The sequence below is a fragment of the Tolypothrix sp. FACHB-123 genome (assembly GCF_014697075.1).
Taxonomy (GTDB): domain Bacteria; phylum Cyanobacteriota; class Cyanobacteriia; order Cyanobacteriales; family Nostocaceae; genus Aulosira.
In genome coordinates, this window is the sequence record NZ_JACJRE010000023.1 from 1 (window position 1) to 16105 (window position 16105).

The window sequence follows — 16105 nt, forward strand, 5'->3', positions numbered from 1 at the left end:
TACATCAACTTTTAAATGAAGGAGAGTTAATTATTAAATGGGGGCGAAAACTCAAAAATAAAGGCGACGCTGTTATCACAATTTAAATGCACAACAGCTTATCTGTCGCATTATTTTTTAAATTGATATAACTATATCTGGGTTGCGGTGGGCATTGCTCACTTTAAATAAATGATTTTATGACTCATGAAGAAATCCACAATTTAGACGCTGGTAACGAAGAATCATTGCAAACTTTGGTGAGAGCGATTAGGCTTTCTCAAGGTGAATTTTCGCTGATATTATTACGCTGTAATTATGCAGCTTTACGTCAACACATTGTCCAACGGCTGCACCAATTATCTCCGGTGGAAATTCGGGAAATAACTTTACCTGCGTCGGTGAAAACTCTTTACACGGCTATTAAATCGCAATTGGGAGATGAACAGCCAAAAGCTTTAATGGTTTTTGGTTTGGAGTCGGTGAAGGATATTGATACTGTACTGACTGCGGCGAATCAAGTTAGGGAAGAGTTTAGAAAGAATTTCCCCTTTCCGATTTTATTGTGGATTAATGACCAAGTACTGCAAAAAATGATTCGCTTGGCGGCAGATTTAGATAATTGGGCGACGACAATTAATTTTAATAATAGTACGCAGAATTTAATTGAGTTGCTGCGGCAAAAAACTGATGATATATTTGCGGGGAATGTTACACCAAACCGGCAAATTTGTTGGGAACTCTCTACAGCGCAACAAGATTTACAAAGCCGCGAGGAATTTTTAGATGCAGCTATTCAAGCGAGTTTAGAATTTGCGCTTGGTTTGCACGATTATTTATATGACAGAATTGATGGAGCTTTAACACAATATCAGCAAAGTTTAGGGTTTTGGCAAGAAAGTAATAATTTAGAACGGCAAGGTATATTATTAGCTCATATCGCTTTAGCATATCAACGAAAGGCTACGATTAATGAGGAAGAAAATCAAGGCAATTGGCAAACAGCTAGAATTTATTTTCAGCAAGCAATTGAGATTTTAGAACAAGCACAAAAGCCGGATTTAATTGCTCAATATATTAGTAAATTGGGTGAAGTGCTGCGGAGTTTACAAGCATGGAGCGATTTACAAAGCTTGGCGGAACAATCGCTGATACTCCATGAAGATTATGGCACGCCGCGACAGATAGCTCAAGATTATGGCTTTTTGGCTGAGGTAGCGTTACAAAATTCCCACTGGGAAGAAGCACAGCATTTTGCACAACAAGCACTAGAAGTTTTAAATATAGCGATTTCTGTGGGGATGCAACACCCTTTTACCCCACCCCTTAATCCCGTAAACGGAGAGGGGAGAGTAAGCATCGGTTTGGCGGGGTGGGGTTTTTTGGGTTTAGTAAGTAATCAAGCAGGTATGATATTACAACCCCATGAGTTGAGTTTTTACCGGGTATTGTTAGCGCGTGCGCAACAGGGTTTAGGCGAAGTCAGCGCCGAAATTAGTACTTTAGAACAAGCAAAATCAGAAAGTAATGTGCAGTATAACCCGCAATTATATATATCGATTTTATTAAGATTGTGGGAACTTTACTTTGAGCAAGCTAGATATTTAGATGCATTTCATCTCAAGTTAGAGCGATTACAAATTGAACAGCAATTTGGTTTTCGCGCTTTTGTTGGTGCATCTTATCTTAACCCCCAGCGACAAGCAATTAACCCCGCACAATTACAACTAGAAAATACAGAAACAATCGCCCAAGAAATTACAGTTTCTAGCCGAGTTCAAGATGTGCGGCGGTTACGGGAAAGAGTTAGTGGAACTGAACATAAATTAACTGTAATTCACGGACAGTCGGGAGTGGGGAAAAGTTCAATTTTACAAGGGGGATTAATCCCTGCTTTGCAACAACAACCAATTGGTGAGCGAGATGCTTTACCAATTTTGTTGCGCAGTTATACAGATTGGCTGGGGATGTTAGGCAGGAAGTTAGTAGAAAGTGTTGAGAGATTGCAGGGAATATCTTTAAATTCACCTGATGATATTATAGAGCAGTTGCGGAATAATGAAAGACGAAATTTATTAACTGTTTTAATATTTGACCAATTTGAAGAGTTTTTCTTTGTTTATCAAGACCAAAGACAAAGACGACCTTTTTATGAATTTCTCCGTGTATGTTTAGATATACCTTTTGTGAAGGTGATTTTGTCTTTGCGGGAAGATTATTTACATTATTTATTAGAGTTAGACCGGATATTTGATTTAAAAGTTATTAATAATAATATTCTTGATAAAAATATTCGTTATTACTTGGGTAATTTTTCGCCCGCAGATGCTAAGACGGTAATTCAGAGTTTGACGGAGAGGACACATTTTTATTTGCAGCCTAACCTAATTGATGAATTGGTGAAAGATTTGGCGGGGGAGATTGGGGAGGTACGCCCGATTGAGTTGCAAATTGTGGGAGCGCAATTGCAAACTGAGAAAATTACGAGTTTAGAAAGGTATCGTCAGGCGGGGACGAAAGAAAAATTAGTTGAGCGATTTTTAGAGGAAGTAATTAAAGATTGTGGTGCAGATAATGAAGATAGTGCGAGATTAGTTTTATATTTATTAACTGATGACAATGGAACAAGACCGTTAAGAGCTAAGTCTGAATTAGCTGAAAATTTGCGAGAAGCAGACAAATTAGATTTGGTGTTGGAGATTTTTGTTAAATCTGGTTTGGTATTGCTTGTACAAGAATCGCCGACAGAACGTTATCAATTAGTACATGATTATTTAGTTGATTTGATTCGCCGCCAACAGAAAGATGAGTTATTAGAAGAATATACTAAAGAACGCAATCGTCGTTTGCAAGCAGAAGAGAATTTACAACGGGAACAAGCAGCTAAGAAAATATTAGCTGATGCTAACAGAGAAGCGAAACAAAAAATTAAACAAGGGCAGAATAGATTAGCTTTGAGTTCTGGTTTAGCAATAGTTTTATTAGTGTTGGCAGGTATCGCATCTATATACGCTGTAAATCAACTGCAAGCTGCTAAGGAAGCTGATGACAAGAAGCAAGAAGCAGAAAATAAATTTAAGAATGCTGAAGGTAACTATAACCAGGCAAGTCTTCTGTTAATAAATGCGGAAAGACGACAGATAGAACTTAATAACAAAGCCAGGGAGTTAGAAAGAAAAAATCGAGATGCTCAGAATAAACTGATATCTGCGGAGAAAAATAAGCAAACCGCAGAAACTAATTTAGAAGCAGCAAAAGCAGAAACTCAAACAGCCCAGCAAAACTTAGATAATGCTCAAGCCAACTTGAGAAATACTCAGCAGCAAGCAGCAAAACTGGCAACAGAAAATCAAAAAGCTAAACAGGATATTGAAGCAGCAAAAAAACAAGTAGATGTAGCCCAAGCAGCAGTAGATAGGGCAACAAAAGTACAACGAGAGGCAGAGGCTAACGCAAAAAAAGCACAAGCTAACCTCAAACAAGCCCAAGTAGATAGTGAGAAAGCAAGCCAAGAAGCCAAAGCAGCACAGAAAGGAACGGAATTAGAACGGGCAGGAGTCGCAGCTTTAAAACAGTTTGAATTTGCCCCCATTCAGGGTTTAATTTCCGCAATGAAAAGTGGGCGAGAGTTGCAAAAATTGGTTAAAGATGGTCGCACTTTAGAACAATACCCAGCTGCTAGCCCAATTTTAGCTTTACAAACCATTGTGAACAACATCCGAGAACGGAATCAGTTGCGCGGGCATGTGCGTGGAGTTAAGTCAGTGCAGTTCAGCCCTGATGGAAAGTACTTGGCAACTGCTGGAGAAGATGGCACAGCCAGGCTGTGGGATACAACAGGCAAGAAGTTGCTACAGTTACGCGGATATCAGGATTTAGTTTACTCAGTGCAGTTTAGCCTCGATGGAAAGTACTTGGTAACTGTCGAAGGATACAGCACAGTCAGGCTGTGGGATATATCGGGTAAGGAGTTGGCACAGTTGCGCGGGCATCAGGGTGGGGTCTATTCAGTACAGTTTAGCCCCAATGGAAAGTACTTGGTAACTGCTGGAGGAGATGGCACAGCCAGGCTGTGGGATATATCGGGTAAGGAGTTGGTACAGTTGCGCGGGCATCAGGGTGGGGTCTATTCAGTACAGTTTAGCCCCAATGGAAAGTACTTGGCAACTGTTGGAAAAGACGGGGTAGCTAGACTGTGGGATATATCGGGTAAGGAGTTGGCACAGTTGCGCGGGCATCAGGGTGGGGTCTATTCAGTACAGTTTAGCCCCGATGGAAAGTACTTGGCAACTGCTGGAGGAGATGGCACAGCCAGGCTGTGGGATACATCAGGCAAGGAGTTTGTACAGTTGCGTGGTGAAATCAATTCAGTGCAATTTAGTCCTGATGGAAAGTATTTGGCGACTCTTGGAGATAACAGCAAAGTCAAGTTCTGGGATATTTCGGGCAAGGAGTTAGCACAGTTTCCTGGGCATGAGGGTAAGGTCACTTCAGTAAAGTTTAGCCCTGATGGAAAGTACTTGGCAACTGCTGGAGAAGATGGCACAGCTAGGCTCTGGGATATTTCGGGCAAGGAGCTAGCACAGTTACACGGGCATGAGAGTGGGTTCTTATCAATGAAATTTAGCCCAGATGGGCAGCGCTTGGCGACTGGTGAAGTTGGTGGTATGGCTAGGTTATGGGATATATCAGGTAAGGAGTTGGTACAGTTACATGGGCATGGATCAGGAGTGTATTCAGTGCAGTTTAGCCCAGATGGGCAGCGCTTAGTGATTGGTGGAGGAGATGGCATAGCCAGACTCTGGAATATATCGGGTAAGGAGTTGGCACAGTTACGCGGATATGAGGGTGGTATAATAGCGCAGTTTAGCCCCGATGGAAATTACTTGGCAACTACCGGAGAAGGCAGCACAGCAAGTATTTGGAATACATCAGGCAAGGAGTTGGCACAGATCAAGCATCCACTTGGGGTTACTTCAGTGCAGTTTAGCCTCGATGGAAAGTACTTGGCAACTACTGGAGAAGATGACACAGCCAGGCTCTGGGATTTATCTGGCAAGGAACTAGCACAGCTGCACGGGCATGAGGGTGGGTTCTTATCAGTGCAGTTTAGCCCCAATGGAAAATACTTGGCGACTCTGGAAAGGGACAGCACAACCAGGCTCTGGGATATCTTAGGTAAGGAGTTAGCACAGTTGCGTGGGCATCAGGGTAAGGTTAATTCAGTGCAGTTTAGCCCTGATGGAAAGTACTTGGCTACTGTTGGAGACCACGGTACAGCCAGGCTCTGGGATATCTTAGGTAAGGAGTTAGCACAGTTGCGCGGGCATCAGGGTGATGTCTATTCAGTGCAGTTTAGCCCCGATGGGCAGCGCTTGGCGACCTTTGGAGGAGACAACACAGTTAGGTTCTGGGATTTGGCTGGAAGGCAGATAGCAGAATATGAAGGTACTTTACGAGATATTAGTCCTACTTGGCAATTAATTGCTACCTCACCAAAGGACAATGACTATTACAGCACAGTTAAAATTTGGCGTGTGGAAAGCAGTTTAGATGAATTGTTGGCGCGTGGTTGTGATTGGCTGCGGGATTATTTGCAAAATAATGCTGATGTGAGTGAGAGAGAGTCTGGAATTTGCAAGGGAAATTAATAATTCGTAATTCGTAATTCGTAATGAAAAATTGGTGATTTGGGATAAAGGGCGATCGCCTGTGATATTTTTCAGTAAATGCGATCGCTTGTGATATTTTTCATTAAATGCAATCGCTTGTGATATTTTTTAGGGAGTGCGATCGCCTGTGATATTTTTTAGGGAATGCGATCGCTTGTGATATTTTTTAGGGAGTGCGATCGCCTGTGATATTTTTTAGGGAATGCGATCGCTTGTGATATTTTTTAGGGAGTGCGATCGCTTGTGATATTTTTTAGGGAGTGCGATCGCTTGTGATATTTTTCAGTCAATGCGATCGCTTGTGATATTTTTCGGTAAATGCGATCGCTTGTGATATTTTTCATTAAGTGCGATCGCTTGTGATATTTTTCGGTAAATGCGATCGCTTGTGATATTTCTCAGTGATAACGATCAAAACGACTTTGATAACGATCAAAACGACTTTGATGACGATCAAAACGACTTTGATGACGATCAAAACGACTTTGATGACGATCAAAACGACTTTGATGACGATCAAAACGACTTTGATGACGATCAAAACGACTTTGACGACGATCAAAACGACTTTGATGACGATCAAAACGACTTTGATGACGATCAAAACGACTTTGATGACGATCAAAACGACTTTGACGACGATCAAAACGATACCAATTTGAAATTATGGAAAGTGCGGGAAAAATGCGATCGCTTTAATTGTGTTGCGGGTGGTGAGAAATGCGATCGCTTGGCATCTGGAATTGGGTATTGGGGGTTTGTAGTAGCTAAGAGCAAGAAGTCAAAACTTGTTCATTTAACACTCCTAACTTAGTAACCAGGCGCGAGCGATCGCGTCTGTTTATTTTTTGGCTATTTTATTTTTGGTAAACCGATAAGACGCTGCACCTGTACAAATACATCAGGAAAAGCCAAGGGCGAAATAGTACCTTTAGTGAATGTTAGTTCAGTTTTGTATTCTCCATTATTGAGGTCGCGAAATACCTGTAATTGCGGAGTCTTGAGGTTAACAACCCAGTATTCAATAATTCCTGCTTCCCCATAAATTGCTTTTTTCTCGTTTAAATCTTTACTGAGGGTAGCTTGGGAAAATTCAATTACCCAGAAAATATCTTCCGGGTAAGGGTGATGTTGCAGATAAATTTCGCCTAAAGGTTTAACAACTGCAATATCAGGGGCGGGTTCGGAATCATTGGGTAAAGTGATAGGTTTCGCATCGCGGATTTTTACCCGTTCACCCAGTAGTGCGCGGAGATAATCGGCAGTTTCTGTGTTGTAATAGGCGTGAGGTTCGCGTTCTGGGGGCATAACAATAAGATCGCCACGCAATAGTTCAATCGGCTGTCCGTCAAAAATGCCTGCTTCTATTGCTCGGTGATAGCGTTCAAGTGACCATTTATAGGTAGTTACGGTCATGGCATTTGATTTAGCCTTTTTTATCCTGTTTTTACCAGAGATTTAGTTTAATTGTAGTCTTGCGGGTCAATTTGCTGATAAAAAGAATTCAGGACTTACGCAAAAATTACCAGAAACCTTAATTTATTGAACCGCCAAGACGCCAAGAACGCCAAGAATTCGTAGAGTGTGCATAAGTCCTAGAATTTTTACTGCATATCTACTAACTCATGAGTACACGTTGCTCGGTATGATATTTAATCTGCAAGCATTTACCCAGTAAAAACTAGCTATGACTCAAAACTACCGCATTACTTTACTCCCCGGCGATGGCATTGGCCCCGAAATTATGGCCGTAGCGGTAGATGTGCTGAAAGTCGTGGGGAAAAAATTTGATCTAAGTTTTGATTTTCAAGAAGCTTTAATCGGTGGTGCAGCTATTGACGCTACTGGCGAACCCCTCCCAGCTGCAACTTTAGATACCTGTCGCAACAGCGATGCAGTATTACTCGCTGCTATTGGTGGTTACAAGTGGGATACCTTACCATCTCATCTCCGCCCAGAAGCAGGATTGTTAGGATTACGTGCGGGGTTGGGATTATTTGCCAATTTGCGCCCAGCGAAAATTTTACCCCAGTTAATTGATGCCTCAACTTTAAAGCGGGAAGTTGTCGAAGGCGTAGATATTATGGTGGTGCGCGAACTTACTGGAGGAATTTACTTCGGTAAACCCAAAGGGATTTTTGAAACTGAGACGGGAGAGAAGCGGGGTGTAAATACAATGGTTTACACCGAATCAGAAATTGATCGCATTGGCAGAGTCGCCTTTGAAACCGCCAGAAAACGCGGTAAGAAACTTTGCTCAGTCGATAAAGCCAACGTTTTAGAAGTATCTCAACTATGGCGCGATCGCATCACCAAACTTTCCCAAGAATATCCCGATGTGGAACTTTCGCATCTCTACGTCGATAATGCGGCGATGCAATTAGTCCGCGCCCCCAAGCAATTTGATACCATCGTCACAGGTAATTTATTTGGCGATATTCTCTCCGATGCTGCTGCCATGCTCACAGGTAGTATTGGAATGCTCCCCTCAGCTAGTTTAGGTGCTTCCGCCCCCGGCGTCTTTGAACCCGTTCACGGTTCCGCTCCAGATATCGCCGGACAAGACAAAGCCAACCCCCTAGCACAAGTATTAAGTGCAGCCATGATGCTACGGTACGCCCTAGATCAACCAGCCGCCGCCGACGCCATCGAAAACGCCGTTTTCCAAGTTCTTGAACAAGGCGATCGCACCGGCGATATTCTCTCCCCCGGTACCAATCTTTTAGGCTGTCGCGCTATGGGTGAAGCTTTAATTACAGCGATTAGTTAGTAGTCAGTTGTCAGTTGTCAGTTGTCAGTAGGGGCGGGTTTATTAAGATCATCGTTGATCGGCAAAGATATCCGTGAACCCGCCCGTACAGTTGTCAGTTGTCATTTGTCATTATTCTGCCTTGTCCCCCTGCCCCCTGCCCCCTGCCCAATGCCCAATGCCCCATACCCAACAACTGGATCATTTTGGCAACCGTTACGGAAACTTTCATATAAACTAGAGACAAATCTAGAAAGCAATAACATCCATAGTGTACGCTTTACGACAAGGAAACGAAAATTATACGGCTCCCCGCAGCCAGCATTCTCAGCCGCCCTTGGCTGATCCTGCTGTCATTCGGGCTGCTGGTCAGATTTACTACACTCTCTGCGAAGCACATCCAGAAGTTACTGGACAGCCTACAGGTGTAGCTATTAATCGTGTTACTCATCGCGGTAAGGTAATTTTTACTAATCAGCCAGTTTTGTTACCGCAAGAATGTTTTGTGCCGTTAAGTCAAATTGAATCCCAGATGTATTAGTCAACAGTCATTAGTCAACAGTCAACCGTCAACAGTCAACCGTCAACAGTCACTAGTCATTAATCATTGGTTGCTAGACAAATGAGGAATGACAAGGGACAGATGACACCTAAAAACTGACAACTGACGACTGACAAAGTACAAATGACAAAGGACTAATGACTAATGACTAATTATGGACATTTTAATAATCCTCCCGGCGAGTGCAGTTGTCTTCGCCTTAGGTGCATCTATTGGTAGTTTTATCAATGTTGTGGTGTATCGGTTACCAGCCGGATTATCGGTACTTTGGCCGCCGTCTCGCTGTCCCCATTGCCTCAACCAACTAAAAGCCTACGATAATGTGCCTGTTTTTGGCTGGCTATGGTTAAAAGGTCGGTGTCGTTATTGTAAAAGCAAGATTTCTGCCCGCTATCCGGTGGTAGAAGCGTTAACGGGCGTAATATTTTTACTAGTTTTTCTCTTATTTAAAGTTTCTATTTTAACAATTGGTTATTGGGCGTTTTGTAGCTGGTTATTGGCCTTATCCCTAATCGATTTAGATACTATGACATTACCAAACCAACTAACGCAGTCGGGTTTGGTATTGGGAATAATATTTCAAATAGTTATTGGATTATTTCCTGAAGGTAGTTCTGTGGGAGCTATTAGACATTTAATGATGGGGATTGTCGGCGCTGTGCTGGGCTTATGGTTATTTGATGCGATCGCCCTTTTTGGCTCCATTGCTCTGGGTAAAACCGCAATGGGCGCAGGGGACGCCAAACTAGCAGCCATGATGGGGGCTTGGCTGGGTTGGAAGTATTTGCTCGTAGCTGGTTTTATCGCCTGTACAGTCGGAGCCTTAGTGGGAATTGTCTCAATTACATTATCAAAGCGCAGATTTGGTCAAAAAATACCCTTTGGCCCTTTTCTTGCTTTTGGGGCGGCGATCGCCTTATTTGGCGGTGAAGCGATTTTATCGGCGTACTTGCGGCTATTTTTTCCAGTAAGTTAAATAAAGGAGGCAAAAACAAAGTCGTACATGGACAACTTAAGGGACTTCCAAGTAAAAAAATATTCCATTGCTATTGTTGTACGGGCGGGTTTAACCGACATATCTGTTAGGAGCGTGAATATCTCACAAAACCCGCCCCTACAGACGGTTCACGGTTAACAGTCAACGCTCAACAGTCAACTACTTGAACGGAGTAATTTATTTTTTGGAGTTTTTTAAAATCCCATTTTAAACCCCATTAATCAATCATAAGAAATTTCTACCCCCATGACTGTAACTGTCATTACGCCATTAATTCTTCAGATTTTGGTAATATCATCCTGTGACCAGTATTACCCTCTTAACGAGCTAACTGCTCATAACCTAGCAATACGAAGTCTTGATTTGGGAGCAAGTGTCCCCTTGGAGGGGTTGGGGAAGAGCGTCCTGTTGGGGGGATTAATATGCAAGACCTTTGCCAATACTTTCACAAAGATAAAACTGACAACACAGTTGTATTGGCATCAGCATTTTCGTTAAGCTGGCAACCAAAGATGCAAAATAAGGTCTGAATAGCTAAGAAGCGTAATTTGACGATTAGTCATATAGTCAAGAGCCAAACGGGATGAACAAACGTGTCTTTCCCCTAGCGGAGCCACCACACAAAGCATATGCAGTCCACAGTCCCAAATTACGACTGGGGAATGAGGACTTTTTACCCTGTAATCCCTCTAGCTTCTTGACTCAGTTTTCGACCTCATTACCCAATTAATAAGATAAAAATGGCAAACAACGAAGAATCACGCGGTTTAAAGTCACTATTGGATTGGTTTGCAAATCGCCGGAAACCTGGGACAATCAACCTGGAACGTCAAGAAAGAGAAATTGCTGATGGGTTATGGCACAAGTGCACTAAGTGTGGTGTACTCACCTATACAAAAGACCTCAAAGCAAATCAGATGGTTTGCGTTGAATGCGGTCATCATAATCGGGTAGATAGCGACGAACGCATTCGCCAACTAATCGACGCCAACACTTGGCGACCAATGGACGAGCATTTACGCCCTACCGATCCGCTACAATTTCGCGATCGCAAACCTTACAGCGATCGTTTGCGGGAAATGCAAGACAAAATTGGTTTAATCGATGCGGTAAAAACTGGTTTTGGTGAAATTAATGGTTTACCCGTAGCTTTAGGAGTAATGGATTTCCGCTTCATGGGTGGAAGCATGGGTTCCGTTGTCGGGGAAAAACTCACCCGCATGATTGAGCAAGCTACCCAGCGCCGTTACCCGGTAATCATCGTCTGCACCTCTGGGGGAGCGAGAATGCAAGAAGGTATGCTTTCCCTGATGCAAATGGCGAAAATTTCCGCCGCTCTCCAACGCCATCGCGACGCCAAACTTTTATATATTCCTGTTTTGACTCATCCTACTACCGGGGGTGTAACAGCCAGTTTTGCCATGTTAGGCGACATCATCCTCGCAGAACCCAAAGCTACCATTGGCTTTGCCGGTAGACGAGTAATTGAGCAAACCATCCGCGAAAAACTACCCGAAGATTTCCAAAGCGCTGAAGATTTGCTCAAGCACGGTTTCGTTGACGAAATCGTTCCCCGTACTCAGTTAAAGAATACTCTCGCCCAGCTGATTGGTTTACACCAACCCGTACCCACCGCCCCACACATGGTTTTATGGGAAAGCATGAGCTTGAGTTCTAGCGCTGCTGAGTAGAGTTTAGGGGCTAGAGGGGGCAGGGGGACAAGGAATTTTAGATTTTAGATTTTAGATTTTAGATTTTAGATTCAAAGCCAATCCAAAATCGCAAATCCAAAATCCAAAATTGAATTGCCCCATGCCCCATGCCCCATGCCCAATGCCTATTCTTTAACAAATATCAGGGGTAAAATTGCTGCTAGGCGGCACAAGCTAGATAGGGCGAATAAGCCAAGTAAAGCGCCTTGTCCGGCAAATTGGGCGATGAAGCCGCCAATAGTTGTACCTAAAGCACCACTAAAACCAGCGACAGCAGAAGCGATCGCAAAATAGATAGACTGATTTTTGAGTGGTGCGATCGCTAATTGCAAATTGTTATTGCATAGATCAATCGCTGCTAAGGTTCCGCCTGTGAAAATGTGTAATAGCGGTAACCACAGCCATATATTCCAGCTATCCGCACTCACACCCAGCCACAATAACGGTGTCAGTGCTACAAAAATTCCCACCAACATTAAAATCCGTCGATTTCCGATTTTATCGGCTAATTTACCCCACAGCACAATCAGCAGCATACTAGCTCCCGCCTGGAGGCTACCATAAAGTGTCACGCAACTCACATCTAGATGCAGCTGATCTAGCATGTAGAAGTTGAAAAAAGGCGCGCTGATATTAAAAGCCAGCATCCATAAGCCAAAATATAGCAAGAACCGTAAAAAGTTCCAGTTATTCCAAATACTTGCAAACTCATTGGGTGGGCTAGTTATTTGGGTGACAGTAATAGTTTTTTCATTTGTAGTCACCGCAGATTCACTATTTTGCTGGTACTTTACAAGACTACTGTTTTGTAATGCGGGATTCATGTCAATTTGAAAGTACTGACAGCAGATACTAATTATCCCGCAAGCGATCGCAGCAAATAAAATTATCCCGTAACCTTGTAAAGTCCCACCATACCAATGGGATACCGCTAGCCCTGCTAAAGGTACGCACAGCAAATTCGTCAAGCTAGCTGCACTATTACGCAAACCAAAATACCTACCTCGCAACCTTCGCGGAACAATCGTTGCTAGCCAACTCAGCCAGGATGCACTTCCTAAACCTCCTAACAAGCCGCTGAATAGTACAACCAACAGAGTTAATACTATTAATTGTTCGGAACTTATGCCAATCCAGGTTGAAGTAATAATACTAAAGCCGAGAATCAGCCAAAGTAACCGCGCAATTCCATGAGTTTTCAGCGAATATTGGAAACGGCTGCTGCTGCGTTCCGACAACAAAGCACCTAATGGCTGAACCAAATTCACCAACATCGGAATAGATGACAGCATCCCAAACACCACGGGACTAGCACCCAACTCTAATAGAAAATTGCTGAGTAAAATACCACCAGTAGCCACACCAAAAACGGCGGCGAAAACAGCATCTAGAGTTGAAGCCCGCAAGCTGGTGCGAATAGCATCCTTATAATCTTGTGGATTGGGCTTTGTAGTTGTAATAAATGCTGATTGTGGCGCGGAAATCTGGGTAATTTCCAGAGTTACAGGCGCAACTGTTTCAATCGGAACAGAAGTCATAAATTAAATTTGTACGGATAATGAACCGTAAAAGTGTCTCGTTGCCGATAATTTCTCGCCATTGTAGCTTGGGTAACAGGGGCTAGGGGCTAGGGACTAGGGAATAGAGATTGCAACAAAAATTCAGATGCGGAAATATCGGGTTTTGACGACAAACGATATAAGTAGAGACAGAGTGACTGTGATAATTACGTGATTAGCAGCAGATTGTACAAGTTTTTGGGATTGGCAATGGCGATCGCGATCGCTATTATTGGTTGCCACAGTCTATCACTTACCAAAGCATCTACAGCGGTGACTGTCAAACTTAGCGGTTGGGGGGGTAATCAAGTTGAGCAAAAACTCCTCAAGCAGGTAATTCAAGACTTTGAAGCACAGCACCCCCACATCAAAGTTAAGTATGAGGTAATTTCCGAGCAATACATGGATGTCATTAAAACTCGCTTAATCGGAGAAGCTGCACCGGATGTATTTTATCTAGATGCGCTGGAAGCTCCTTTTTTGATGAGTCAAAATGTCCTCGAACCGCTAGATGGTTATATTACCCCCGAATTTGATTTAGCAGATTTTGAACCTAATCTACTTAATAGCTTCAAATACCAAAACCAAATTTACGGCTTCCCCAAAGATTATTCCACCCTGTCGTTGTTTTACAACAAAAAAGCCTTCGCTAATGTCGGCTTAAATACTCCGCCTACGACTTGGGAAGAATTACGCAGCTACTCTGGGCAATTAACAGGTAAGTTAAACAAATACGGCTTTGGTGAAATTCCTGAATTAGCGCGTCAAGTTTATAAAATTAAAGCCTTTGGCGGGCAAATTATTAGTCAAAATGATAACGCAACCTTTGCCAGGGAACCTGGGTTACAGGGTTTGCAATTAGTGATCGATCAGTATCAAAAAGACCGTACCTCTGCCCAAAAATCTGATGTGGGGACAAACTCAGGTAGCGAAATGTTTGGACAGGGTAAAGTTGCAATGGTAATTGAGGGTAATTGGGCGCTGACTTATCTTCAGGACACCTTCCCTAATTTGGAGTTTGCTACCGCAGAAGTACCGACTATTAATGATAAAAAAAATACGATGGTGTTTACCGTTGCCTATGTAATGAATAAACAAGCCAAACATAAAGCTGAGGCTTGGGAATTAATTTCTTATCTCACAGGTAAAGCAGGAATGGCAAAGTGGACGGGAACGGGGTTTGCGCTACCGACAAGAAAATCTGTAGCTGAGAAATTAGGTTATGACAGAGATCCTTTGCGATCGCCTTTTGTGAGTGGTGTGTCCTACGCTACGCCTTGGCAAGCAGGTAAATATCCAGCCGCTATTGTGAATAATTTTGATAACCAATTTATTAGCGCTTTGTTAGGAGAGCAGCCGTTAAAGCAAGCAATGGTGCGGGCAGAAAATGCAGCGAATAAGGAGATTAAAGCGATGGAATAAGTATTCTCTCTGCGCTCTCTGTGCCTCTGCGGTTCAAAAATAATTTATTTAACCACAGAGACGCAGAGAACACAGAGAAAGAGAGGAAAAAGGGACTGTTTCACCAAAATTTTGACTCACCTTGAACTAGCTATTCCATTTATCTTTTCGCCAATTCTGGAGTCCGCCCTTTTAACCCAATCATTAACTTGAGAGTATAAACTTTGAGCAATGGTACTCGTCGCATAATCCATAAACCTAGACGACGCACCAATAATAAAGGTAAGAAATTGTTAGAAAACATCCGATCTAACAAATCGGTGAAACCTAATATTGTCAAATTTTCTCGCTGACGCCAGTTTTCATAGCGTTTGAGAATTTTGATGTTACCAATATCTTCGCCTTTGGCGTTGGCTGTCTGTATTACCTGTGCTAAAGCTGCTGCATCGCGAATTCCTAGATTTAACCCTTGTCCGCCAACGGGATGACAATTATGGGCTGCATCGCCTATTAATGCTAACCGGGGTAAGACATAGCGATCGCTTTGCATGAGTTGCACTTGAAATATAAAGCGATCGCCTAATAATTCCAATTTACCCATCTGATTACCAAAGCGGCGGCTGAGTTCGCTTAAAAATTGCTCGTCATCTAAACCACATAGGGCTTTAGCTTCTTCATGGGGTGCTGTCCACACGATGCGGCAACGGTTCCCCGGTAAAGGTAAGATTGCAAACGGGCCGCTAGTCCAAAATTTTTCGTAGGCGGTGTTATTGTGGGGTTTTTCTGGTTTGACGAAGGCGACAATACAAGATTGCCAATATTTCCACCCGTGGGTTTTAATTCCCGCAGCTTGGCGAATTGGCGATCGCGAACCATCGGCGGCGACTAATAATTTACTCCGTATTGTTCTTGTATGTTCTGCAACTTTAATATCAAGGGTTGCTATGTCTTTTTGGTACTCGTTTTTCAGTACCTCTGCGGGACATAAATAAGTTACATTAGTACAATTGCGGACAAAGTCTTGTAGCGGCTCTAACAGTGCTTGATGTTCGGCTACATAGCCTAACTCTGGCGTACCTAAATCTGCGGTGTTAAATTCCACCACCTCAGGAAAATCGGCATCAGATAGGCGTACATGCTCATATTTGGCGATTTGCGGTAATATTTTATCCCAAATGCCAATTCCTTGGTAAATTAGCGCCGAAAGCATGTGAATGGCGTAGGCTTGCCCTTTAGCTACGGCTGCTGATGCTACTTTCGCTTCCACCAGCAAGATACTCAAGCCGGAATCTTTCAAAGCTGCGGCGAGGGTTAATCCTGCGATTCCGCCGCCGACAATGACTAAATCGTAATCGTATCCCCGCTTTTCTGTGGCTGTTGGGGAAGAGTTAAGGGTTTGCAAAGGCTGTGTTAAGGGCATTGTTACGAGAAATTACAGCATCTTACATATTATTTTGACGCGATCGCCCTGTTT

At 43.0% G+C, this 16105-nt stretch carries 10 protein-coding genes; 7 read left to right on the top strand and 3 right to left on the bottom strand.

The features are described from left to right. Positions 1–179: 179 nt before the first annotated feature. Both H6G41_RS16505 and H6G41_RS16510 read left to right on the top strand, forming a co-directional pair. Entirely contained in the window at positions 180–5630 is a 5451-nt protein-coding gene (locus tag H6G41_RS16505) for a hypothetical protein (RefSeq protein ID WP_190747276.1), read from the top strand. A 397-nt stretch (positions 5631–6027) separates the two neighbouring features. After that, the gene (locus H6G41_RS16510) at positions 6028–6465 is read left to right on the top strand and encodes a hypothetical protein (protein WP_190747277.1); all 438 of its coding nucleotides are present in this window, start codon (positions 6028–6030) and stop codon (positions 6463–6465) included. 38 nt (positions 6466–6503) lie between these two features. On the opposite strand, the gene H6G41_RS16515 is transcribed toward H6G41_RS16510, so the two are convergent. Next, a complete protein-coding gene (locus H6G41_RS16515) occupies positions 6504–7067 on the bottom strand; it encodes a Uma2 family endonuclease (protein WP_190747278.1) in 564 nt (187 codons plus the stop codon). Between the two features lie 271 nt (positions 7068–7338). On the opposite strand from H6G41_RS16515, the gene leuB reads away from it, so the two are divergent. From leuB to accD, 4 genes are all read left to right on the top strand, one after another. Then, complete coding sequence (gene leuB / locus H6G41_RS16520; RefSeq protein WP_190747279.1) at positions 7339–8421, top strand: 3-isopropylmalate dehydrogenase; 1083 nt, start codon at positions 7339–7341, stop codon at positions 8419–8421. Positions 8422–8671: 250 nt separating this feature from the next. Continuing rightward, positions 8672–8941, top strand: a complete 270-nt coding sequence (locus H6G41_RS16525; protein WP_190549830.1) for a hypothetical protein — start codon at positions 8672–8674, stop codon at positions 8939–8941. 175 nt (positions 8942–9116) lie between these two features. After that, positions 9117–9938 carry an A24 family peptidase gene (locus H6G41_RS16530; RefSeq protein WP_190747280.1) on the top strand — a complete coding sequence of 274 codons (822 nt, stop codon included), beginning with the start codon at positions 9117–9119 and terminating at the stop codon, positions 9936–9938. 761 nt (positions 9939–10699) lie between these two features. Beyond that, a complete protein-coding gene (accD, locus tag H6G41_RS16535) occupies positions 10700–11650 on the top strand; it encodes an acetyl-CoA carboxylase, carboxyltransferase subunit beta (RefSeq protein ID WP_190747281.1) in 951 nt (316 codons plus the stop codon). A 146-nt stretch (positions 11651–11796) separates the two neighbouring features. On the opposite strand, the gene H6G41_RS16540 is transcribed toward accD, so the two are convergent. Beyond that, complete coding sequence (locus H6G41_RS16540) at positions 11797–13209, bottom strand: MFS transporter (RefSeq protein WP_190747282.1); 1413 nt, start codon at positions 13207–13209, stop codon at positions 11797–11799. 231 nt (positions 13210–13440) lie between these two features. On the opposite strand from H6G41_RS16540, the gene H6G41_RS16545 reads away from it, so the two are divergent. Then, entirely contained in the window at positions 13441–14652 is a 1212-nt protein-coding gene (locus tag H6G41_RS16545; RefSeq protein ID WP_190747362.1) for an ABC transporter substrate-binding protein, read from the top strand. Between the two features lie 139 nt (positions 14653–14791). Here the strand turns inward: H6G41_RS16545 and H6G41_RS16550 are convergent, their stop codons facing one another. Continuing rightward, a complete protein-coding gene (locus tag H6G41_RS16550; protein ID WP_190747283.1) occupies positions 14792–16051 on the bottom strand; it encodes an FAD-dependent hydroxylase in 1260 nt (419 codons plus the stop codon). Between the last annotated feature and the right edge of the window lie 54 nt (positions 16052–16105).